Annotated in this window: 18 protein-coding genes; 5 read left to right on the top strand and 13 right to left on the bottom strand. The window is 73.4% G+C overall.

What is annotated here, in order from left to right:
• Nucleotides 1-34: 34 nt before the first annotated feature.
• Genes ASF78_RS07470 through mshD form a run of 3 tightly spaced genes read right to left on the bottom strand, consistent with a single transcriptional unit; the run spans nt 35 to nt 4,214 of the window.
• Nucleotides 35-1,012, bottom strand: a complete 978-nt coding sequence (locus ASF78_RS07470; protein ID WP_056586273.1) for an NUDIX domain-containing protein — start codon at nt 1,010-1,012, stop codon at nt 35-37.
• A complete protein-coding gene (locus ASF78_RS07465; protein ID WP_056586270.1) occupies nt 1,009-3,246 on the bottom strand; it encodes an RNA degradosome polyphosphate kinase in 2,238 nt (745 codons plus the stop codon). Before ASF78_RS07465 ends, ASF78_RS07470 begins: the two co-directional genes overlap by 4 nt.
• A complete protein-coding gene (mshD, locus tag ASF78_RS07460; RefSeq protein ID WP_056586267.1) occupies nt 3,243-4,214 on the bottom strand; it encodes a mycothiol synthase in 972 nt (323 codons plus the stop codon). Before mshD ends, ASF78_RS07465 begins: the two co-directional genes overlap by 4 nt.
• A gap of 70 nt (nt 4,215-4,284) precedes the next feature.
• Here mshD and ASF78_RS07455 point away from each other — a divergent pair, with 70 nt between their 5' ends.
• Both ASF78_RS07455 and ASF78_RS07450 read left to right on the top strand, forming a co-directional pair.
• Nucleotides 4,285-5,499, top strand: a complete 1,215-nt coding sequence (locus ASF78_RS07455) for an NAD(P)-binding domain-containing protein (protein WP_082494842.1) — start codon at nt 4,285-4,287, stop codon at nt 5,497-5,499.
• 62 nt (nt 5,500-5,561) lie between these two features.
• Complete coding sequence (locus ASF78_RS07450; protein ID WP_056586265.1) at nt 5,562-6,155, top strand: TIGR03086 family metal-binding protein; 594 nt, start codon at nt 5,562-5,564, stop codon at nt 6,153-6,155.
• Between the two features lie 70 nt (nt 6,156-6,225).
• Here ASF78_RS07450 and ASF78_RS07445 read toward each other — a convergent pair whose 3' ends face one another.
• On the bottom strand, nt 6,226-7,659 hold the full coding sequence (locus ASF78_RS07445) for a cellulase family glycosylhydrolase (protein ID WP_056586262.1): 1,434 nt from the start codon (nt 7,657-7,659) through the stop codon (nt 6,226-6,228).
• A gap of 252 nt (nt 7,660-7,911) precedes the next feature.
• Here ASF78_RS07445 and ASF78_RS07440 point away from each other — a divergent pair, with 252 nt between their 5' ends.
• Nucleotides 7,912-9,606, top strand: a complete 1,695-nt coding sequence (locus ASF78_RS07440; RefSeq protein ID WP_056586259.1) for a bifunctional lysylphosphatidylglycerol flippase/synthetase MprF — start codon at nt 7,912-7,914, stop codon at nt 9,604-9,606.
• Nucleotides 9,603-10,436: a hypothetical protein gene (locus tag ASF78_RS07435; protein WP_056586257.1), complete on the top strand. Its 834-nt coding sequence runs from the start codon at nt 9,603-9,605 to the stop codon at nt 10,434-10,436. Before ASF78_RS07440 ends, ASF78_RS07435 begins: the two co-directional genes overlap by 4 nt.
• Here ASF78_RS07435 and acs read toward each other — a convergent pair.
• From acs to ASF78_RS07415, 4 genes are all read right to left on the bottom strand, one after another.
• Entirely contained in the window at nt 10,433-12,433 is a 2,001-nt protein-coding gene (gene acs / locus ASF78_RS07430) for an acetate--CoA ligase (RefSeq protein WP_056588333.1), read from the bottom strand. The genes ASF78_RS07435 and acs overlap by 4 nt on opposite strands.
• A gap of 92 nt (nt 12,434-12,525) precedes the next feature.
• Nucleotides 12,526-13,671, bottom strand: a complete 1,146-nt coding sequence (locus ASF78_RS07425) for a hypothetical protein (RefSeq protein ID WP_056586255.1) — start codon at nt 13,669-13,671, stop codon at nt 12,526-12,528.
• A gap of 195 nt (nt 13,672-13,866) precedes the next feature.
• A complete protein-coding gene (locus tag ASF78_RS07420; RefSeq protein ID WP_200940525.1) occupies nt 13,867-14,286 on the bottom strand; it encodes a peptidoglycan-binding domain-containing protein in 420 nt (139 codons plus the stop codon).
• Nucleotides 14,287-14,408: 122 nt separating this feature from the next.
• Entirely contained in the window at nt 14,409-15,242 is an 834-nt protein-coding gene (locus tag ASF78_RS07415; protein WP_056586249.1) for a formate/nitrite transporter family protein, read from the bottom strand.
• An 86-nt stretch (nt 15,243-15,328) separates the two neighbouring features.
• Between ASF78_RS07415 and ASF78_RS07410 the strand changes: the two genes are divergently transcribed.
• On the top strand, nt 15,329-16,399 hold the full coding sequence (locus ASF78_RS07410; protein WP_056586247.1) for an NADH:flavin oxidoreductase/NADH oxidase: 1,071 nt from the start codon (nt 15,329-15,331) through the stop codon (nt 16,397-16,399).
• Here ASF78_RS07410 and hutI read toward each other — a convergent pair.
• The 5 genes from hutI to hutH are packed head-to-tail and all read right to left on the bottom strand — an operon-like array spanning nt 16,396 to nt 23,174.
• Nucleotides 16,396-17,538 (bottom strand): imidazolonepropionase, encoded by a 1,143-nt coding sequence (gene hutI / locus ASF78_RS07405; RefSeq protein WP_056588330.1) that lies wholly within the window; start codon nt 17,536-17,538, stop codon nt 16,396-16,398. The genes ASF78_RS07410 and hutI overlap by 4 nt on opposite strands.
• Nucleotides 17,535-18,848, bottom strand: coding sequence for a formimidoylglutamate deiminase (locus tag ASF78_RS07400; protein ID WP_056586244.1), 1,314 nt, complete (start codon nt 18,846-18,848; stop codon nt 17,535-17,537). Before ASF78_RS07400 ends, hutI begins: the two co-directional genes overlap by 4 nt.
• On the bottom strand, nt 18,845-20,008 hold the full coding sequence (locus tag ASF78_RS07395; protein WP_056586242.1) for an allantoate amidohydrolase: 1,164 nt from the start codon (nt 20,006-20,008) through the stop codon (nt 18,845-18,847). Before ASF78_RS07395 ends, ASF78_RS07400 begins: the two co-directional genes overlap by 4 nt.
• Entirely contained in the window at nt 20,005-21,666 is a 1,662-nt protein-coding gene (gene hutU, locus ASF78_RS07390; RefSeq protein ID WP_056586239.1) for a urocanate hydratase, read from the bottom strand. The genes ASF78_RS07395 and hutU overlap by 4 nt, the downstream gene beginning before the upstream one ends.
• Entirely contained in the window at nt 21,663-23,174 is a 1,512-nt protein-coding gene (gene hutH, locus ASF78_RS07385) for a histidine ammonia-lyase (RefSeq protein WP_056586237.1), read from the bottom strand. The genes hutU and hutH overlap by 4 nt, the downstream gene beginning before the upstream one ends.
• Nucleotides 23,175-23,212 lie beyond the last annotated feature (38 nt).

The raw sequence follows: 23,212 nt of genomic DNA, 5'->3' as shown, positions 1-23,212 counted from the left end.
GGCCCGGGGGATGTCACCCCCGGGCCTCGTCCGGTTACGCCTCGCCCGGGCGGTGCGTCTCCGTCGCGACCACGCGCGGGCCCTTCGGGGTCTGCGCGACGTGCGCGACCAGCACCTGGGCGGGGTGCAGGAACGGGTCCGTGGCGGGCAGCGCGTCGGCCACGCTGCGGCGCGCGTGCTGCGCCAGCACGTCGACGACCGTCGGGAGCACCGGCCGGTGCGTGCACAGCACGGCGTCCCCGGTCTGCTCCAGGAGCTGCAGGACCTCCGCGGCCACCCGGGCCGGTGACGTCGAGTGCTCCGCCTCGGTGAGCACGGGCAGGACCTCGGCGGCGACCTGTGCCGCCGCGGCGTACGGCGCGACCGTGCTGACGCAGCGCGCCCACGCGCTGGTGACCACGCGAGCGACGCCGAACGTCGACAGCACGGGCACGAGAGCGCGCGCCTGGCGCTGCCCCTCCGGCGTCAGCGGGCGGTCCAGCTCGGTGCCCTTCCAGTCCGCGCGCCGCCGAGCCGTGCCGTGCCGGGCGATGACGAGTGCGCGCGTGTCCAACCGGTCCTTCTCGTACGCCTCGACGAGCTCCGCCAGGGGTTCCCGGTCGTCGTCGCGGGTCAGCCGCTTGGCGGCCGTGACCACGTCGAACCAGCGCAGCTGGTCGATCTCCTTCGGCGACACCGGCGGGACCGGCGCACGGGCGCGCAGCGCGGCGGCGTCGGGGCGCCCGGCCACCTGGGCGGCCCAGTAGTGCACCCGCTTGCGGCGTCCATCGGACAGCGCGTACTCGAGCCCGGGCAGCGGGATGCCGAGGACGACGTCGTGCGCGGTCTCCTCCGCGACCTCACGTGTCGCCGCCGCGAGGATCGTCTCCCCGGGGTCCACCTTGCCCTTCGGCCACGACCAGTCGTCGTAGCGCGGGCGGTGCACCAGGGCGACCTGCAGCGTGCCCAGCCGGACGCGCCACACCAGGGCCCCGGCCGCCTCGACGACGACCGGTGCGTGAGCTGGCGTCACCGTCCCGTGCCCGGCCGGCGCCGCTGCCGGTAGATCAACGCGGCCTGCAGGTCCACGAGCGGTCCGTCCGGCCCGAGGTGGTGCCGCTGCCACGTCCCGTCCTGGTTGAGGTGCCACGAGGACGTGCCGTCGTCCGTCGACTCGTCCATGAGCTCGATGAGCTCGCTGACCTGGTCGGGGTCGGCGATGCGGACCAGCGCCTCGACACGTCGGTCGAGGTTGCGGTGCATGAGGTCGGCGGACCCGATGTAGACCTCGGGACCCTCGAACCCCGCGTCGCTCTGCGCCGTGGCGTGCGCGAACGCGAAGATGCGCGAGTGCTCCAGGAACCGCCCGAGGATCGAGCGCACCCGGATGTTCTCCGACAGGCCCGGCACCCCCGGCCGCAGCGCGCAGATGCCGCGGACCACCATGTCGACCGGGACGCCCGCCTGCGACGCGCGGTACAGCGCGTCGATCGTGGCCTCGTCGACCATTGAGTTGACCTTGATCTTGATCCACGCGGGCTGGCCCATCCGTGCCGCGTCGGCCTCCCGGTCGATGCGCTCGACGAGCCCGGCCCGGACGGAGCGCGGGGCGACGAGCAGCCGGTGGAACCGCGACTTCGGCGCGTAGCCGGAGAGCTGGTTGAACAGGCGGGTCAGGTCCTGGCCGACCTCCGGGTCGCTGGTGAGCAGCCCGTGGTCCGTGTACAGCCGCGCCGTCTTCGGGTTGTAGTTGCCGGTGCCGATGTGGCAGTACCGGCGCAGCCCGTCGGACTCCTGGCGCACCACGAGCGACAGCTTGCAGTGCGTCTTCAGGCCGACGATGCCGTACACGACGTGCACGCCGGCCTGCTCGAGCTTGCGCGCCCAGGAGATGTTGTTCTGCTCGTCGAACCGCGCCTTGATCTCCACCAGCGCCAGCACCTGCTTGCCGGCCTCGGCGGCGTCGATCAGGGCGTCGACGATGGGGGAGTCGCCCGACGTCCGGTACAGCGTCTGCTTGATGGCCAGCACCTGCGGGTCCGCCGCGGCCTGCTGCAGGAACGTCTGCACCGACGTCGAGAACGAGTCGTACGGGTGGTGCAGGAGGATGTCGCGCTCGCGGATCTTGGCGAACATGTCCGCGGGCGTCGCGCTCTCCACCTCGGCCAGCTGACGGGGGGTGGAGGCGATGAACCGGGGGAACTGCAGGGCCGCGCGGTCGAGGTCGGCGATGAGGTTGAGGCCCGTCGCGTCCAGCGGGGCGGGCAGCTGGTAGACCTCGTCCTCCGCGACGTCGAGCTCCCGGATGAGCAGGTTGCGGATGCGAGGGCTGATGCCGTCGGCGATCTCCAGACGCACCGGCGGCCCGAAGCGGCGGCGCAGCAGCTCCTTCTCCATCGCCTTGAGGAGGTTCTCGGCGTCGTCCTCCTCGACCTCCACGTCCTCGTTGCGCGTCACCCGGAACGTGTGGTGCTCCTGGACGACCATGCCGGGGAACAGCTGCTCGAGGTGCTCGGAGATGACGTCCTCGACGGGCACGAACGACATCGGGCCCTTCTCGGGCGAAGCCGCCTGGACGTCCGGTGCGCTCGGCCGGCCCGACGCGTCGACCGCGATGAACCGGGGGAGCAGCGGCGGTACCTTGACGCGCGCGAAGTGCTCCTTGCCGGTCGCGGGGTTGGTCACCACGACGGCCAGGTTCAGCGACAGCCCCGAGATGTACGGGAACGGGTGCGCCGGGTCCACCGCCAGTGGCGTCAGGACGGGGAAGATCTGCCGGCGGAAGAACTTGCGCAGCCGGTCCTGCTCGCTCTCGCCCAGCTCGTCCCAACGCACCAGCGTGATGCCCTCGTTCGCGAGCGCGGGCTGCACCTGCTCGGCGAACACCGCGGCGTGGCGGGCCGTGAGCTTGTGCGCCTCCTCGCTGATCGCCTCCAGGACCTGCCGCGGAGACAGACCCGACGCGGCCGTGACCGCGATCCCGGTCGCGATGCGCCGCTTGAGACCGGCCACCCGGACCATGAAGAACTCGTCGAGGTTGGACGCGAAGATGGCCAGGAACCGCACGCGTTCCAGGAGCGGGATGGCCTCGTCCTCCGCCAGCTCGAGCACGCGCTGGTTGAAGGCGAGCCAGGAGAGCTCGCGATCGAGGAACCGTCCGTCGGGCAGCGGCTCGGCGCTGTCGATGTGCTCCGCGATGTCGCTCTGGGCCATGTGCTCGGCGATGGCCGCGGCCAGGGCGGGGTCGAGGGCGGTGGCGTCCGTCATGCGCCCATCGTGACACCCGCAGGTGAACTCGGGGTATCCGAACCGAACATCACGTCCACGGCCGAGCGGACGAAGCCCGCGCGCTCGTAGGTGTGCACCGCGACGGTGTTCTCCGCGCCGGTGTAGAGGATCGCCGCACCCAGCCCGCGGGCGGCCAGGTGGTCCAGGCCCAGCGCCGTCAGGGCACGCCCCAGGCCCAGTCCCTGTGCGTCCGGGTCCACCCCGACCACGTAGATCTCGCCCACCGGCTCCGCACCGTGCTCGCCCGCGGGGTGCACCTTCGTCCACACCGAGCCCAGCAGGATCCCGTCGCGCTCCGCGAGCAGGAAGCCCTCCGGGTCGAACCACGGCTCCTGCTCCCGGGCGCGCAGGTCCGCCGACGTCATCCGCCCCTGCTCCGGGTGGTACGCGAACGCCCGGGAGTTCACGCGGCGCCACGCGTCCTCGTCGCGCCCCGGCTCGAACGACCGCACCGTGACCCCCGTCGGCAGGGCGGGGGTGGTCGCCGGTCGCGTCGTCAGGTCGACGCGCATCTGCAGCAGCTCGCGCACGACGACCATGCCCTGGTCCTCGGCGAACCGTCGCGCCGCCGACAGGTCCCCGTGCGCCCACACTCGCAGGGTGCGCCCCGGCACGACCGCCGTCTCGGCGAGCGCGCGGGTCAGGAGCGCGCGGCCCACCCCGGCGCGGCGGTGCGCGGGATCGACGACCAGCTCCGCCTTCGTCGACGACTGGGTGCCGACGTCGAGCTGCGCGTAGCCGACGAGGTCGGCACCGACGGACGCGCACAGGTGGATCACCGGCGCCTCGGAGGCGCTCAGCCAGAGCAACGGCTGCTCCGAGAGCGGAGGGACCCCGTCGACCGCGGCGGCCCGGTCCGCGAGGGTGCGCACGGCGCCGGCGGAGGCGGCGGGCAGCGGGCCGGCCGTCGCACTGAGGATGACCTGCATGGACACGTCGTCGAGCATGGCTCCATCCCACCACGAGAGAGCCTCAGCCGGACGGTGCCGGTCGGGTGAGCGGGTACGTTGGCGGGCGATGGATGCCTCGGGGAACGCCTTGCCGCTCGACGACCGCCCGCAGGACACCCGCCGGTCGAGGCGGGCGCGACGGGCGGGCACGACGACCCCGGTCGACGTCACGGTGGTCGTGATCGGTGCGGGTCAGGCGGGGCTCTCGTCGGCGTACCACCTGCGGCGGGCAGGGCTCGTCGCGGTCGGTGAGCGCGGGTGGGAAGAGGCGGCGGCGACGTTCGTCGTGCTGGACGACGGTGCGCAGGCGGGTGGTGCGTGGCAGCACCGGTGGCCGGACCTGACGATGGCGGACGCGCACGGGGTTCACGAGCTGCCCGGGATGCCTCTCGTCGTCGGTGACCCGACCGAACCGGCGGCGTTCGCCGTCCCCTACTACTTCGCGCAGTACGAGGACGCGTTCGAGCTGCGCGTCCAGCGCCCGGTGCGGGTCGAGCGGGTCGAGTCCGAGGGGGACCTTCTCCTGGTGCGGTCCCGCAGCGTCGAGCGCCCCGACGAGTCCGTCGTCTGGCGCGCCCGCGGGCTGATCAACGCGTCGGGCACCTGGCAGAAGCCGTTCTGGCCCGCGTACCCCGGCCGCGGGACGTTTCGCGGGCGCCAGCTGCACGCCCATGACTTCCGGCTGCCCGCCGACGTCGCCGACGGGCACGTGGTGGTGGTCGGGGGCGGCACCTCGGCCGTGCAGCTCACGCTCCTGCTCGCGCGCGTCACGTCGACCACCTGGGTCACCCGTCGTCCCCCTGCCTGGCGCGACGAGAGCTTCACCCCCGAGGTGGGCCGGGACGCCGTCGCGCGGGTCGACGACCGCACGCGCGCCGGGCTGCCGCCGGAGAGCATCGTGAGCGTGACCGGCCTGCCGCTCACGCCGGCGTACCGCACCGGCATCACCGCGGGGGTCCTGCGCGCCCGGCCCATGTTCGACCGCATCACCGCGGACGGCGTCGAGTGGGACGCTCCCGACAGCCCCGGCGAGGGCTGGGTCGGCGGCCCGGCGCACGTCGAGGCGCGCACGCTGCTGTGGTGCACGGGGTACCGGGCGGCCCTCGACCATCTCGCACCCCTCGGGCTGCGCGCCCGCGGTGGCGGCATCGTGATGGACGGGACGCAGGTCGTCGCCGACCCCCGGGTCCAGCTCGTGGGGTACGGCCCGAGCGCCTCGACGGTCGGCGCCAACCGTGCGGGCCGCGAGGCGACGCGCAACCTCCGGAGGCTCTGGAAATAGTGGAATGGAACATTCCGTTCTGGTAGGGTGGAACCATCGACCCGCCGACGGAAGGCACGACGATGACCGAGCAGAACGCGACCAGCTGGGCAGTCCTCGACCAGGCGCACCGGGCGCTGCGCGACGTGGCTGCGTCGGTGCCGCCCGACGCCTGGGACCGCCCGACGCCCTGCGCGCAGTGGACCGTCGCGCAGGTGCTGCAGCACGCCGCAGGGGACCAGCAGGGGTATGCCGCCACGATCACCGGTGAGGGGTGGCCCACGGAGAACCCCTTCGAACCGTCCGGGCACCTGACCGGCGACCCGGTGGCCCTCGTCGAGTCCGCCACCCGCTCCGCCGCCCTCGCCTGGTCGACGGTCCCGGCAGACGGCCCGGACGTCACGACGCCGCTGCCCGTCGGCCCGCTCGCGCCGTGGGTCGGGGCGGCCGCGTGCGCGCTGGACGCAGCCGTCCACGCCTGGGACATCGCGGTGGCGACCGGCCAGCCCTCCCCGCTCACACCCGAGCTCGCCGCCGCGCTGCACGAGGCCGCGGTGCAGTTCGTCGAGCCCCTGCGCGCCTTCGCCTACGCACCCGTCCTGCCGGCCGAGGAGGGCGACGGGCCGGTCGAGGTGCTGCTGCGCTACCTCGGACGCTCCCCGGCATGGACCCCGTGAGACACCCCTGAGACGCACAGGAGGCCGGGGTCGTCGTGACCCCGGCCTCCTGCGTCCGATCAGTGCGCGATCAGCTGGCGGTGCAGCTCACCGTGGTCGAGGAGCTCGGCGCCGTGCCGCTGCCCACGAAGCCGTAGGTGGTCGACGCGCCGGAGCCGAGCAGACCGTTCCAGGCGGCGTTGGACACCGTGACGGTCGAGCCGGACGCCGAGTACGTGCCGGACCAGCCGCTCGCCACCGCGCCACCCGAGGGCAGCGTGAAGGACGTCTTCCAGCTGCTGATCATCGTGCTGCCGTTCTTGACGGTGACGGCGGCCTGGTAGCCACCGGGCCACGTGTTGCTGACCGTGAGGGCAGCGGTGCACCCCTTGTCCGAGGGCGGCGGGGTCGTCGGCGCCGGGGTGGTGGGCGCCGGGGTCGTGGGCGCCGGCGTGGTGGGCGCGGGCGTGGTCGGTGCCGGCGTGGTCGGGGCGGGGGTGGTCGGCTGGACGCCGCCGTAGATCTTCGCGGTCACGGCCGTGGACTTGATGCCGTTGGAGCCGTTGAAGATGCGGGTGCCCCACGAGGTGAGCTGCGACGGGTTGAAGCTCGTCACCATGTCGAGGTACTCGACACCGCCACCGTTGCCCGACCAGGACCAGCCGTAGTAGCCGAGACCGCGCTTGACCGACTCGGACATGATCGTGTCCTCGTCGGGGTTGCCGTCGGAGTGGTCGAAGCCGAACTCGCCGATGACGAGCGGCAGGCCCTTCGACTTGAACGCGTCCAGGTACGCGTTGATCGTCGAGGCGTTGTTGTAGACGCCGTACATGTGCACGGAGAACAGGACGTTCTTGTCGGGGTCCGACGCGGCCACCGTCGCGGCGTTGTCCCGCATGATCCCGGCCCAGTCCTGACCCCACGACGGGGCGTCGATGACGATGTTGTGGTGCAGGCCCGCGTTGCGGAGCTTGATGATCGCGGCCGAGCTGGCGGACGCCCACTTGGCGTTCTCCGTGGCGTTGTTGCCGAACGGCTCGTTGCCGATGTTGATCTGGACGTAGTCCTCCTGGCCCTTGAGGGCCGACGCGATGCTCACCCAGTAGTTGGCGGCGGTGTCCAGCGTGACCGCGCCGCTCTGCTCGCCGTAGCCCGTGGTGTCGTGGTTCTCGAGCATGCAGATGAGCTTGTTGGCCTTGCAGAGGCTGATGACGTTGGCGACGTCGGCGGCGTCGTTCTTGGTCCAGCGGTCACCGCCGGAGAGCACCACGCGCAGGGCGTTCGCGCCGGCTGCACGGATCGCGGGGATCGCCGTCGGGGTCTGGGACGTGTACCAGGTGTGGGCGTGGCTGACGCCGCGGGCGATGAAGGGGGTGCCGTCCTTCTCCACGAGCTGGGTGCCGGAGACGTGCAGGCCGGGCGGCGTCGCGGCCTGCGCCGACGACGAGATCAGCGACGTCGCGCCGAGCGCGACGACCGCGGCAGCCAGGGCGGCGCCGGACAACTTGGACAGTCGAGACCTCATGGGACTTCCTCGTTCCTGGGGCATCGGGCCGGCCGCGGGCACGCGGCAGCCTCGAGGGGTTCTGGAGTGGAAGCACCCGCCCGCCGTTCCGCCGGCCGGCCGACGGGCGGGTGCGTGGTCACACAACCAGGTCGGGGAGGCGCTCTCCACGGCCCGAAACGCTTCACACCGAACGCGACCCCGCCCCTGACCTCCGCACTTGTCGCCAGGGTGTCGCCTCGCCCCGGTGCACGGAACGGGCAGACTGGACGGATGAGGGGGAGCAGCGTCGTCCAGCGACCACCCACGACGGGGGCGTCGGCGATCGAGGAGCAGCGCAGGCGCGGCCGGGTGCGGGAGATCGCCTCCCGGGCGGTGCTGGTCCTGGCCGTGCTGAGCCTGCTGTCGGCGGCGATCGAGCCGCTCTGGGAGCGGATGGGTCTCGTCCGCGACCTCGTCCCGGAGCTGGCCGTGCACACCGCGCGGCCCGCCCTCGCGCTGGTCTCGGTGGTCCTCCTGCTCACCGCCCGAGGGCTGCGGCGCGGGAACCGGCTCGCCTGGCTGGGCACCCTGGCGACGCTGGCCGTCTCGGTCGCCATCCACCTCGCCAAAGGACCCGAGCTCGTCCCCGCACTGGTGATCGCCGTCGGCATCGTGTGGCTCGCAGCGCAGCGCGACGCGTTCCCCGTGCTGCCGACGCGCCGCGCCGTCCGGTGGGCCGTGATCTCGACGGTCGCCGTCGTCGTGCTCGTCGGGGTGCTCGTCGTCGCGCTGGCCGTCTGGGCCGTCACCACGGGCCCGTCCGACGCGCAGATCGAGCGGCTCGGGCAGATCGTCGCCCCCTTCACCTACGCGCTGGTCCTGGTGTTCGTCGCCGCGCTGCTCTGGTCCCTGCTCTCCCCGCGGCAACCGCGCCGGCTCAGCCCCCAGGACCACCACGACGAGCGTGAGCGGGCACGGCTCCTGATTCAGGAGCACGGCGACGGGACGCTCGACTACTTCGCGCTGCGGGACGACAAGGACTGGTTCTTCACCGGATCGTCCGTCGTCGCCCACTCGGTGCGCGGGGGAGTGTGCCTCGTGTCCCCGGACCCGATCGGGCCGCCCGGGGAACGCGGGCTCGTCTGGGCGGAGTTCCTCGACTTCGCCGACGACTTCGGCTGGTCCGTGACCGTCATCGGGGCCGCCGCCGACTGGCTCCCGCACTACGAGGCGAGCGGTCTGCGCACCGTGTACCTCGGCGACGAGGCCATCGTCGACTGCCCGACCTTCAGCCTCGAGGGCCGGTCGCACAAGTCGCTGCGGCAGGCGGTCAACCGCATCCAGCGCGCGGGCTACACGACGACCTTCCACGACCCGTCGGCGATCGAGCCCGACCTGCGCACGCAGATCGAGCAGATGAGCGAGGAGTCCCGGCACGGCGAGACCGAGCGGGGCTTCTCCATGACGCTCTCGCGCCTGTTCCAGCCCGAGGACACCGGCCTGCTGCTCTCCGTCACGCGCGATCCCGCGGGACGCGTCGACGCGTTCTGCCAGTGGGTCCCCGCGACCGCGATCGGCGGCTGGTCGCTCGACGTCATGCGGCGACGCACCGACACGGAGGGGCTGCCCAACGGGCTCATCGACGCGAACATCGTCGCGACCATCGCGCACCTGGCCGACACCGGTCTGCGCGGGCTCGGGCTGAACTTCGCGATGATGCGCGAGGTCCTCGAGGGTGACCCTGCCGAGAGCTCCCGCATCGAGTCCCTGACCCGCCCCATCCTCCAGCGGCTGTCGCAGGGCACCCAGATGGGTTCGCTCTCGACGTTCAACGAGAAGTTCGACCCCGGCTGGGTGCCGCGGTACGTGGTGCTGGACTCCGTCGAGCTCGTCGCGACGCAGGCCCTCGTCCTGGCCGGTGCGGAAGGCGTCACGGAGATACCCGTGATCGGGCGCTTCCTCGGGAACATCGGTTCCGCACCGTGATCGTCTCGCTCCTGTGCGCCATCGGGTCCGCGCTCGCCTACGGTGCCAGCACCCTGATGCAGGCGGTCGCGACGCGACGGGCGCGCGGCCTCGCCGCCGTCCTGACACCGCTGGTCATCGGTGCGTTCGTGGTGGACGGCGTCGGGTTCGTGCTCTCGCTCCTCGCGCTGAACACCCTGCCGCTGTTCGTCGTGCAGTCGATCATGGCGTCGATGCTCGTCGTGGTCGTCGTGGGGGCCCGGTTCCTCCTGCACGCGCGCATGCGCCGCCTGGACGTCGCGGCGGTCGTCGTCGTCATCGTCGCGCTCGTGCTCATCGCGCTCGGCTCCGGCGAGCAGCCGGCGGTCGCACCCCCGGAGTCCTTCGAGCGGGCCATGCTCGTCGCGACCGGTGCGCTCGTCGCCGTCGCCCTCGTGTCCTACCGGTCGGGACCCGGCTGGTTGCTCGCCGCCATCGCCGGGCTCGGCTTCTCCGGAGCCGCGATCGCGGCGCGCGCGTCGCACCACCACGACGGGATCTGGGCGACCCTCTGGCAGCCCATGACGGCCTGCATCGTGGTCGGCGGGATCGTCGGCGCGCTCTGGTACCTGCGTGCCCTGGAGCGGCTGGCCGCCGGGCCCAGCGCCGCGATCCTGTCGGTGATCGAGGTCGTCGTGCCCGGCGCCGTCGGGGTGCTGGTGCTCGGCGACACCGTCGCGAACGGCATGCTGCCCGGCGTGCTCGTCGGGCTCGTCCTCGCGATCACCGGGTGCGTCGTGCTCGCGATGAGCCCGGCGAACGAGGCGGCGGAGGGGGAGCCGGCTCCGAGATCGGAGCCGGCTCCGGCCTAGTCCTCCTGCTTGGCCCCCGGAGCGGACAGGCCCTGGGCGATCAGGTCCATGACCGAGGAGTCCGCGAGCGTCGTCGCATCGCCCACCTGACGGTTCTCGGCGACGTCGCGCAGGAGGCGGCGCATGATCTTGCCGGACCGCGTCTTCGGCAGCTCCGCGACGACGAGGATCTGCCGCGGCTTCGCGATCGGGCCGATCTCCTTGGCGACGTGGTTGCGCAGCTCGGTCTGGACCGTGTCGGCCTCCTGGTCACCGCCGCCCGCGTCCCCGCGCAGGATGACGAACGCGACGACCGCCTGACCGGTGGTCTCGTCGGCCGCACCGACGACGGCCGCCTCCGCGACCCACGGGTGGGACACGAGCGCCGACTCGATCTCGGTGGTCGACAGCCGGTGACCGGACACGTTCATCACGTCGTCCACGCGCCCGAGCAGCCAGATGTCGCCGTCGGCGTCCTTCTTCGCGCCGTCGCCCGCGAAGTACAGGCCCTGGAACCGGGACCAGTACGTGTCGACGTAGCGCTCCGGGTCGCCCCAGATGCCGCGCAGCATCGACGGCCACGGCTCGGTGAGCACCAGGTAGCCGCCGCCACCGTCGGGCACCGACTGCGCCTCGTCGTCGACGACGTCCGCCGCGATGCCCGGCAGGGCCACCTGCGCGGAGCCCGGCTTGGTCTCCGTGACGCCCGGCAGCGGGCTGATCATGATGGCGCCCGTCTCGGTCTGCCACCACGTGTCGACGATCGGGGTGCGGTCCGCGCCGATGACCCGGCGGTACCACATCCACGCCTCGGGGTTGATGGGCTCACCCACCGACCCGAGCACGCGCAGGCTCGACAGGTCGAACTGGTTCGGGATCTCCTCGCCCCACTTCATGCACGTGCGGATGGCCGTCGGGGCGGTGTACAGGATGGAGACCTTGTACTTCTGGATGATCTCCCACCAGCGGCCCCGGTGCGGGGTGTCGGGAGTGCCCTCGTAGATGACCTGCGTGGCGCCGTTGATCAGCGGCCCGTAGACGACGTACGTGTGCCCGGTGATCCAGCCGACGTCGGCCGTGCACCAGTAGACGTCCGTCTCGGGCTTGAGGTCGAACACGTTGCGGTGCGTGTACGCCGCCTGCGTCAGGTAGCCGCCGGTGGTGTGGAAGATGCCCTTCGGCTTCCCGGTGGTGCCCGACGTGTAGAGGATGAACAGCGGGTGCTCGGCCTCGACCGCGACCGGGGTGTGCTGGTCGCTCGCCGTGTCGACGACGTCGGACCACCACACGTCGACCTCGTCGTTCCAGGCGACGTCCTGACCGGTGCGCTTCACGACGAGCACGTGCTCCACGGACGGGGTGCCCTTGGTCAACGCCTCGTCGACGGCGGGCTTCAGCGCGCTCGCGGACCCGCGGCGGTACCCGCCGTCCGCGGTGACGACGAGCTTGGCCTCCGCGTCGTTGATCCGTGTGCTCAGAGCCTCGGCGGAGAACCCGCCGAACACGACCGAGTGCGGGGCGCCGATGCGCGCGCACGCCAGCATCGTCACGACCGCCTCGGGGATCAGCGGCAGGTAGATGGCGACGCGGTCACCCGTGCCCACCCCCAGCGCCGTGAACGCGTTGGCCGCCTGGGACACCTCGCGCTGCAGCTCGGCGTACGTGACCGTGCGGGTGTCGCCACCCTCACCCTCGAAGTGCAGGGCGACCCGGTCGCCGTTGCCCGCCTCGACGTGCCGGTCCACCGCGTTGTACGCCGCGTTGAGCGTGCCGTCGGCGAACCAGCGCGCGAACGGCGCCTTCGACCAGTCGAGGACCTCCTCGAACGGCTTCTCCCAGGTCAGCAGCTCACGCGCCTGCTCCGCCCAGAAGCTGGGCCGGTCGGCGTTGGCCCACGCGTACAACCCCCGCTGGGCGTTGGCCTGGGCGACGAACTCGGCGCTCGGTGGGAACCGGCGGTCCTCCGTGAGCAGGTTCTCGAGCCCGGGCTCGTGGGTCTCGGGCGTGGTGTCGGTCACGAGGACCACCTCCTGTGCAGCGACGTCGATGCAGGTGGACCGGGGTCCGGACCGCACTCTAGCCGGAGACCCGGCCTGCCCATGCTCCCGGCTCAGACGCGGTGACGCTCGCGGAACTCCCCGAGCCGGACCCCGCGACGGCGGGCCGACCCCGCCACGATGCCCGCCAGCAGGAGCAGGAAGCCGACCGCGAGGACCATGCCGGACGTCCCTGCGACGGTCACCTGCGTGACCGTGAGGCGCCAGCCCGACGACGTGAGGAGGTTGAGCGTCTGCTCGCGGGCGACCGACGGCAGGTACAGGTAGACGATGCCCGCGAGGGTCAGCACGGCACCGCCCGTGATCGGGACCGCCGGGGTCCACAGCGCCAGCAGCAGCACGCAGCCGAGGAGCAGCAGGCCGAGCGAGACGAGCACGATGCCCATGACCTCGGTGGACGCGTCCCAGCCGCTGACCTGCGCCTGCAGGATCCGGGACTCGCCCAGGAGCAGCACCGCGACGCCGATCGGGGCGAGGACCAGGCCCACGATGACGCCCAGGACGTGCGAGCCGACCGAGGTGCTGCGCGGTGCGCTCGGGTCGGGGAAGAGCCGGTCGTCCTCTCCGGCGACGGGTGCGGCGGTCGTCGCCGGTGTCGGCGCGGAGGCCGGGGGGAGGGCGGCGACAGGTGCGGCAGCGGGCGTGGCGACCGGCTCGGGTGTGTCGTGGTCCGGCGTCGGCGTCGGCGTCGGCGTCGAGGACGTGACCGGGTCCGGGGGAGGCTCGACGGGCGCCGCCGTGTCCGCACCCGGCTCGTCGGGAGGGGTGGGAGCAGGTCGGACGATCGCGTGCCGACCGGTGTCCGTGCCGGGCTCGGTCGTGGTCGTGGTCGGCGTCCGGGCGGTGGTCGCCGCGGCACCGGCAGCCGTCGCCGCGGTCACGGGGGTGGTCGAGGTCGTGCTCGTGTCCGACGGCAGGTCGGCGTCGATCGTGCCTGCGACGGGTTCGGCGGGCGTCACCGGCTCGGGAGCCTTCGCGGGCTCAGGTGTCGTGGCGGGCGTCGGGTCCGGCTCGTCCGGCGTGGGCGGGTCCAGGGTCTCGACGGTCGGCGCGACCTCGTGGCTGCCGGCGTCGTCGGCGGCGGGTGTCGTCTCCTCGACGGACGTGGACGACTCGGGCGTCGCGTCCGTGCCCGTGTCCGTCGTCTCGTCGGGTCCGTCTGTTGCGCCGCCGGGGCGGTGCGGGTCGGAGGTGCTCATGCGTGCTCCTCGGAGGGGGCCTGTGCGGGCGAGGTCGGGCGGCGTCGGGTGACGCCGCTGTTGCGAGTCACCGTATTGCCAGCGGGTCCCGGTCGCTGGGCAGCGCGCCCGAGCCGGACATGTCCGATGTGGTCTCGTCCGCGGTGCCGTCCTCGTCCGCGGCGCCGACGAGGACGGCACCGCGGACGAGACCGGTCAGATGCAGCCGGGGATGTGGACCGGCTGCTTCTTCCACCGCATGGCGTCCCGCGTCTTCGGGCCGTACACCCCGTCGGGGTCCAGCCCGTGCTCGCGCTGCACGGCCTTGACCGCGGCTACGGTCTGCGGGCCGTAGTACCCGTCCTGCGCCACCGGGGCCGGGTAGCAGTTGGCGAGGTGGAACTGGAGCTCCTGGACGACGTGGCTGTACCGAGTCGTCTGCCAGAGCGAGCACGTGGTCGTCGTCGCGCCGGTGTTGGGGTTGTAGAACGCCGGAGCATCCACCCACTGGCCGCGGATCGAGACGGTCGACAGCCTGTCGCACCGGGAGTACGCCGCGGACGCCGGGACTGCGGTGACGACGACCGACGCCAGGACGAGACCCAACGTCGCCGAGGCGACTCCGACTCGACGCACCGCCCTCGACCCGACGCCTGCTGGACGATCGATTCTGCTCGTGACGTGCATCTTCACCCCTGATGATCGAGCCCCACGTCGGCGTCCGCCGACGCGCGCACACCCTGGCACAACGGGCGCGATCAGGACAAGGACGCACGGAGGTCGACCGGCGCGGCGGCGGCGACCGGCTGACGAGGTGTCTGCGCGGGATGGCTGCCGTACGCGTACGCGGCGCCGACGAGGAGGGCGCCGCCGACGAGGTTGCCGAGCCCGACGAGCGCGAGGTTCCGGGCCATCTCGACCACGTCGGCACCCGGCAGGCCGCCGTACAGACCGAGCGAGAACGTCGTCATGTTGGCGACGACGTGCTCGAAGCCGGAGGTGATGAACACCATCACGCAGCCGAAGACGACCACGAGGCGGGCCCCCTCGCTGCGCAGCCGGGCCGCACCCCAGACGGCCAGGCAGACCAGCAGGTTGCACAGGATCCCGCGGACGAACAGCTGCACCGACGTCGTGTGGGCCTTGTGCTCGACCATCCCCGCGAGGACGGTCCCGCCGGGCGTGCCCGGCGCGAGGACCCCGGACAGGTGCACGAGGAACGCGAACAGCAGGGCCCCGAGCAGGTTCCCGCCCAGGCAGGCGAGCAGGGTCAGCCCCGCGCGCCCCCAGGTGACGACGCCGCGCAGCGCGCCCTGGGTCAGCGTCATCATCGCGGAGGTGGCCAGCTCGGCCCCGGCGACCAGGACCACGGTGAGCGCGACGCCGAACACCAGGCCCTGCACCAGCGGCGTGAACGGCGACCCGGCCACGGCCAGCGGACCTCCCGCGGTGGCCATGATGAGGACGCCGATGCCGATGTACGCCCCGGCGAGCATGGTCCGCACCAGGAACAGGCCCGGTGTGGCCAGGAGGTCCACCTTGTGGCGCGCGGCGACCGCCTGGGCGTCGACCGTGTCGGGGATGCTCAGCACCCGTTCATCGTCGCGTCGGCCCGCGGCCGCGGGGAGGGCCGAAGGGCCCGGGAATCCGTGACGGCCCGCCGCGGTTGCGACCGCACGTGACCCTCCTCTTCTCGCCGCTGACCCTGCGCGGCACCACGTTCGCCAACCGTGCCTGGCTGGCACCGATGTGCCAGTACTCGGCGGTCGACGGCAGCCCGAACGACTGGCACCTGGTGCACCTCGGGTCCCGGGCGGCCGGCGGGTTCGGGCTGCTGATCGCGGAGGCCACCGCGGTGGTGCCCGAGGGGCGGATCTCGCCGCAGGACACCGGGCTGTGGCACGACCTGCACATCGCGGAGTGGCGCCGGATCACCGACTTCGTGCACGAGCGCGGCACCCTGGTCGGGGTGCAGCTGGCGCACGCGGGCCGCAAGGCGTCGACGTTCTCCCCGTTCGCTGCCGGACGTGGTTCCGTGCCGGTGGACCAGGGCGGCTGGACGACCGTCGGCCCGTCGGCCACCGCGTTCCCCGGCCTCGCGACCCCGCACGCGCTGACGCTCGACGAGATCGCGCGCATCCCCGGGGCGTTCGCGGCTGCCGCCCGACGGGCCGACGACGCCGGGTTCGACGTCGTCGAGCTGCACGCCGCGCACGGCTACCTCCTGCACCAGTTCCTCTCGCCGCTGTCCAACGAGCGCGACGACGAGTACGGCGGCTCGCTGGAGAACCGCGCACGCCTGCTCGTCGAGACGACCGACGCCGTCCGGGCCGTGTGGCCCGACCACAAGCCGCTGTTCGTCCGGCTGTCCGCGACCGACTGGGTCGAGGGCGGGCTCACCGTCGACGAGGTCGCGCAGGTGGCCAAGGAGCTGGGTGGCCACGGGGTGGACCTGGTCGATGTCTCGACCGGTGGCAACGCGCCCGCGGAGATCCCCGTCGGCCCCGGCTACCAGGTCCCGGCCGCGCGCGAGGTGCGCGAGACGTCGGCGCTGCCCGTCGCCGCGGTCGGTCTCCTGACGGACCCGGCGCAGGCGGAGGCGGTCCTGGCCGACGGGTCGGCGGACGCGATCCTGCTGGGCCGCGAGGGCCTGCGCGACCCGTTCTGGCCGCTGCGCGCCGCGCACGAGCTCGGCGTCACGGACCTCGGCTCGTGGCAGCCGCAGTACGCGCGGGCCACCTGGGCCTAGAGCCTCAGACCCCGCGCGATGGGGACGCCCGGGCGGTAGGCCAGGTGGCGGTGGGTCGGGGCGTCGAGCACGGCGAGGTCCGCCCGGGCGCCGAGGCGCAGGTGGCCGACGTCGTCACGACGCAGCGCGCGGGCGCCGCCGAGGGTGGCCGCGCGGAGCGCCTCGGTGACGGTCATCCGCATCTCGCGGACCGCGAGCGCGATCATCAGCGGCATCGACGTCGAGAAGCAGGTGCCGGGGTTGCAGTCGCTCGCCAGGGCCACCTCGACCCCGGCATCGAGCAGGCGGCGGGCGTCCGGGTACGGCGAGCGGGTGGAGAACTCGACGCCGGGCAGCAGGGTGGCGACGGTGCCCGAGCCGGCCAGCGCGCTGACGTCGTCGTCGGTGAGGTAGGTGCAGTGGTCGACGCTCGCGGCACCGAGCTCGACCGCGAGCTGTGCGCCCGGCCCGTGGCCGAGCTGGTTGCCGTGCACGCGCAGGCCCAGCCCCGCCCGCGCGGCGGCCTCGAGGACCTCCCGGGCCTCGTCGCCGTCGAACGCGATCGGGCTCGCCGGCTCGCAGAACACGTCGGCCCAGCGCGCGAGCGGCGCGCAGGCGGCGAGCATCGGGCCGGTGACCAGGGCGAGGTACTCGGCGCGGTCGGTGCCGGGCGGGACGACGTGCGCACCCAGGAACGTGGTCTCCGTCGTGACCTCGCGCGCCAGCCGGAGCAGGCGCTGCTCGGTGTCGACGTCGAGGCCGTAGCCGCTCTTGACCTCGACCGTCGTCGTGCCCAGCGCGCGCGCCTCGGCCACGAGGGCCGCGAGACGTCGGCGCAGGTCGTCGTCGGACGCCGCGCGTGTGGCGGCGACCGTCGTCGCGATGCCGCCGCCCGTGTACGGGAGGCCGGACATGCGCGCCTCGAACTCGGCCGCGCGGTCGCCCGCGAAGACCAGGTGCGTGTGGGAGTCGACGAAACCGGGGACCACCGCGGCGCCGCCCAGGTCCGTGCGGGCGTCGGCGGCCGGTTCCTCGCCGGACGGTCCGACCCAGACGACGACGCCGTCCTGCGCGACGAGCGCCGCGTCGCGGAGCGGGCCGCCGAACCGGGGGTCGTGCGTGACCAGCTCGCCGATGCCGGTGACCAGGTGCGCCGTCATCGGGTCCCCTCCCACGCGGCTCGGATCGCGGTGCCCAGCATCGCGCCCACGTCGCCCAGCACGTGCCGCCCGCCCTCGACCCGCACGACGCCGCCGACCACGACCGTGTCGACGTCGCCTGCGCCCGCGACGAGGACGAGCTGCGCGGGGTCGGCACCGGCGGTGCGCGGGGTGTCCGTGCGGACGGCGACGAGGTCGGCCGGGGCGCCGCGTTCCAGACGGCCGCCCGTCGGGTCGCCCAGGTTCGCGTGGCCGCCGGACGTGAGGATGTCGAGCAGCTGCGCGGGGGTGAACACGCCGCGCTCCTCGCCCGCGAGGCGCTCGTGCAGCTCGACCGACCGCGCCTCGGCGAGCAGGTCGGTGCGGACGTGCTGGTCGCTGCCGACGCTCAGGCGCGAACCGGCCGCGTGCAGCAGCGCACCGGGGGCGATCCCGTCGCCGAGGTCCTGCTCGGTCGACGGGCACAGGCACACCCCGGTGCGGGTCGAGCCGAGGATCGCGACGTCCTCCGGGGTCAGGTGGACCGCGTGGACCGCCGTGGTGTCCGGACCGAGGGCGCCGGCGTCCTCCAGGAGCCGGGTCGGCGTGACCCCGAACGTGGCCAGCGACTGCTCGTTCTCCAGGCGCTGCTCGGACAGGTGCACGTGCAGCGGGCGTCCCGTCGCGTGCGCGGCGACGACGGGGATCGCGTCGAGCGGGACCGCCCGGACCGAGTGGATCGCGGCGCCGACCGTCAGGGTGCCGTCGGACCGGATCGCGGCCACGCGGGCGGCCCACGCGTCGGCGTCGTGGTCGCCGAACCGGCGCTGGGCGCCCGCGAGCGGGGCGTCGATGCCCCCCGTCAGGTAGGCCGTGTCCAGCAGGGTGAGCCGCAGGCCCGCGTCGTGCGCGGCGGTGCGCAGGGCCTCGGCCATGACGTTCGGGTCGTCGTAGGGGGTGCCGTCCGGGCCGTGGTGCAGGTAGTGGAATTCACCGACGGCCGTCACGCCCGCCAGCACCATCTCGGCGTAGGCGGCGCGTGCCAGGTCCAGGTAGGTGTCCGGGGTCAGCGTCGCGGCCAGCGCGTACATGCGCTCGCGCCAGGTCCAGAACGTGCCGCCGCCGTCGTGCGTGCGCCCCCGCAGCGCCCGGTGGAACGCGTGGGAGTGCGTGTTGGCGAAGCCCGGCAGGACGACTCCGGGCAGGCGGTGGTCCGTGGGTTCCGCCGGCCCGGTGGTCACGGCGGTGATCAGCCCGTCGGCCACGGTGATCCGGACGTCGTCCGCCAGACCGCCCGGCAGCCACGCGTGCGCGGCCCAGTAGGTCGTCACGTGAGCAACCGTTCCAGCACGGTCGCCAGCGCGTCGATGCCCGCCAGGCAGTCCGCCTCGTCGGCGTCCTCCGCGGGGGCGTGCGAGATGCCCGACGGGTTGCGCACGAAGAGCATCGCGGTGGGGACTCCCGCGGCGGCGAGGATCCCGGCGTCGTGGCCGGCGCCGGTGCCCAGGCGCGGGGGGTCGTCCAGCACGCCCGACACGACGTCCGCGAGGTCGGCGTCGAGGACGGTGACCGGGGTCCACGACTCCTCGGCCGGCGCATAGTCGTGGAGCGTCGCGAGCACCGCTCGGACCGCCGACTCGTCCTCCGCACGGACGTCCAGCCACGCCGTGACCTGGGACGGGATCGCGTTCACGCCGTTCGGGTCGACGTGCAGCTTGCCGACGGTCGCGAGCGCACCGGCCTCGTCGGCCGCCCGGCGGACGTGCGCGAGGAACGCCGCCAGGTCGAGCATCGGGTCGCGACGGTCGGCCAGCGGCGTGGTCCCCGCGTGGTTGGCCTCACCGCGGAGCTCGACGCGCCAGCGGCCGTGCGGCCAGATCATCCGGCCGACACCGACCGGGTCGCCCGTGTGCACCAGCCCGCGGCCCTGCTCGACGTGCAGCTCGACGAAGGACGCGACGCGGCGGAGCGTCTCGTCGTCCCTGCCCAACGCGTTCGGGTCGCGGCCCGCGGTCGTCAGGGCATCGGCCATCGTCACGCCGTCGACGTCCCGGAGGCGGCGGGCCTTGTCGGCATCGAGGACACCGGTGATCAGGCGGGAACCAGCGCACGCGACACCGAACCGGGCGCCCTCCTCGTCGACGAAGCTCGCGATGCCGAGCGGCCTGCTCGGAGCGACGCCCTTCGCCCGGAGCACGTCCAGGGCCGCGAACCCGCTGACCACACCGAGCGGGCCGTCGAACGCCCCGCCGCCGGGGACCGAGTCGAGGTGACTGCCGGTGACGACTCCCGGTGTCGCGTCCGGGTCGCCCCACCACGCCCACTGGTTGCCGGCACGGTCGGTCGTCAGGGCGAGACCGCGCGCCGCCGCCTCGCCCGCGAACCACTCGCGCAGCACGTGGTCCTCACGCGTCCAGGCGAACCGGCGGTAGCCACCGTCGGACGCGCGGCCGACGGGCGCGAGGTCGTCCCACATGCCGTGAAAGCTCATGCATCGCCCTCGCGCATCGGCACCCGCAGGCCGTTGGCCGTCGCGACCTCGTCGGCCCGCGGGTAGCCCGCGTCGACGTGCCGGAGCACCCCCATGCCCGGGTCGTTGGACAGCACGCGGGCGAGCTTGCGGGCGGCGAGGTCGGTGCCGTCAGCGACGGACACCTGCCCTGCGTGGATGGACCGGCCCATCCCGACGCCCCCGCCGTGGTGGATCGAGACCCAGGTCGCCCCCGACGACGCCGCGACCAGCGCGTTCAGCAGCGGCCAGTCGGCGATCGCGTCGGACCCGTCGGCCATGCCCTCCGTCTCCCGGTACGGCGACGCGACCGACCCGGCGTCGAGGTGGTCGCGCCCGATGACGAGCGGGGCTGTGACGGAACCGTCGGCGACGAGCTCGTTGAACCGCAGCCCCGCGCGGTCGCGGTCGCCGTGCCCGAGCCAGCAGATGCGCGCGGGCAGGCCCTGGAACGCGACCCGTTCCTGCGCCGCGCGGATCCAGCGGTGCAGGTGGTCGTCGTCGGGGAACAGGTCGAGCACGGCCTGGTCGGTCACCGCGATGTCCCGCGGGTCGCCCGACAGCGCAGCCCAGCGGAACGGGCCCTTGCCCTCCGCGAACAGCGGCCGGATGTAGGCGGGCACGAAGCCCGGGAAGTCGAAGGCGCGGTCGTAGCCGCCCTGGCGGGCCTCGTCGCGGATCGAGTTGCCGTAGTCGAACACCTCGGCGCCCGCGTCCTGGAACCCGACCATCGCCTCGACGTGTCGGGCCATCGACTCGCGCGCGCGGTCAGTGAACTCCTCCGGCTTCGCGGCGGCGTAGGACGCCCAGTCGGCGACGTCGACCCCGGCCGGCAGGTAGGACAGCGGGTCGTGCGCGGAGGTCTGGTCGGTGACCACGTCGACCTCGACGCCTCGGCGCAGCAGGTCGGGCAGCACCTCCGCGCAGTTGCCGACGACGCCGACGGACAGGGCTTCGCGCGCAGCCCGTGCGGAGGTGACCAGGGCGACCGCCTCGTCGAGGCTCCCCGCCACCCGGTCCAGGTAGCGCTCGCGGACCCGCCGGTGCAGCCGGTCTCCGTCGACGTCGACGATCAGGCACGCGCCGCCGTTGAGCGTGACCGCCAGCGGCTGCGCCCCGCCCATTCCGCCGCAGCCGCCGGTCACCGTGAGCGTGCCGGCCAGCGTCCCGCCGAACCGCTTCGCAGCGACCGCGGCGAGCGTCTCGTAGGTGCCCTGCAGGATCCCCTGCGTCCCGATGTAGATCCACGAGCCGGCCGTCATCTGCCCGTACATCGTCAGCCCGAGCTGCTCCAGCCGACGGAACTCCGGCCACGTCGCCCAGTCCCCGACGAGGTTCGAGTTGGCGATCAGCACGCGCGGCGCCCACTCGTGCGTCGTCAGCACGCCGACGGGCTTGCCCGACTGGACCAGCAGCGTCTCGTCGTCGCCGAGCGTGGTCAGCGTCCGCACGATCGCGTCGTACGCGTCCCACGACCGGGCCGCCTTGCCGGTCCCGCCGTAGACGACCAGGTCGTCGGGCCGCTCCGCGACGTCGGGGTCGAGGTTGTTCATGAGCATGCGCAGCGGGGCCTCGGTCTGCCAGCTGCGCGCCGTGAGCGTGCTGCCGCGGGGTGCGCGGACGGGGCGGGGACCGGTCATGAGCGGGCTCCTAGCTGTGCGGCGATCGCTCCTTCTCGGACGGCGTCCGCCGCCGTCTCGAGGTCGGGCGAGAGGTAGGTGTCGGGACCGGGGCCGGGGATGCCGCGCGTTCGCAGGAGGTCGCGGACAGCGCCGGTGACCGGTGACGGTTGCAGCGGGGCGCGCAGGTCCATCGCTCGCGAGGCCGTGAGCACCTCGATGCCGAGCACCCGGGTCAGACCGTCGATGGCGCGACGCAGCTTGCGCGCCGCGTGCCAGCCCATCGACACGTGGTCCTCCTGCATGGCCGACGACGGGATCGAGTCGACGCTCGCCGGGACCGCCAGCCGCTTGAGCTCCGAGACGAGCCCGGCGGCCGTGTACTGCGCGATCATCAGGCCGGAGTCGACCCCGGGGTCGTGCGCCAGGAACGGGGGCAGGCCGTTGCTGCGGGCGACGTCGAGGAACCGGTCGGTGCGGCGCTCGGACATGCTCGCGACGTCGGCGACGACGATCGCCAGGAAGTCGAGCACGTAGCCGACGGGTGCGCCGTGGAAGTTCCCGTTCGACTCCACCCGACCGTCGTCGGTGATCACCGGGTTGTCGATCGCGGCCGCGAGCTCGCGCTCCGCGACCGCCCGGGCGTGCGCCACGGTGTCGCGGGCGGCGCCGTGCACCTGCGGGGCGCAGCGCAGCGAGTACGCGTCCTGCACGCGGGTGCACTCGGGGGTCTGGTGGCTGGCCATGATCCCGGAGCCGCGCAGGGCCGCCCGGATGTTCGCGGCCGACACCGCCTGGCCGTGGTGCGGGCGCAGGCCCTGGAGGTCGGCGGCGAACACCGCGTCCGTGCCGAGCAGCGACTCCACGCTCATCGCCGCGGCGACGTCGGCCGTGTCCAGAAGGATCGCCAGGTCGTGCAGCGCCAGCGCGAGCATGCCGAGCATGCCGTCCGTCCCGTTGATGAGGGCCAGACCCTCCTTCTCGGTCAGGGTGTGCACCTCTCGGGGCTCGGTCATCAGCACACCCGTGGCATCGCGGACCTCGCCCTCGCCCATGAGCGCCAGCGCGCAGTGGGCCAGCGGCGCCAGGTCGCCCGAGCAGCCGAGCGAGCCGTACTCGCGGACCACCGGCGTCAGGCCCGCGTCGAGGAGGGCGGCGTACGCGCTCGCGGTCTCCGGCCGGACGCCCGTGTGGCCCGTCGCGAGCGTCGAGAGGCGGAGCAGCATGAGCGCACGGACGACCTCGCGCTCGACCTCCGGGCCGGTGCTCGCCGCGTGCGAGCGGACCAGGCTGCGTTGCAGGTCTCGGCGCTTCTCCGCGGGGATGGACAGGGTGGCCAGCGCCCCGAAGCCGGTGGAGATGCCGTAGTGCGGTGCGGTGTCGGCGGCGAGCTCGTCGACGACGGCCCGACCTGTCGCGATCGCTTCGAGGGCGTCGTCGGACAGTCGGACGCCCGCGCCGTGCCGGGCCACGGCCACGACCTCCGCGAGGGAGACGGGACCGGTGCCGACGACGACGGTGGCGCTCATGCCCCATGACATCGCGTCGCGCCTGCGGCTCCTAGGGT

This window comes from Cellulomonas sp. Leaf334, assembly GCF_001424195.1.
In the GTDB taxonomy this organism is placed as follows: Bacteria; Actinomycetota; Actinomycetes; order Actinomycetales; family Cellulomonadaceae; genus Cellulomonas.
Note: the sequence above shows the minus strand (reverse complement) of the source record. Positions and strands in the feature narration are given on the sequence as shown.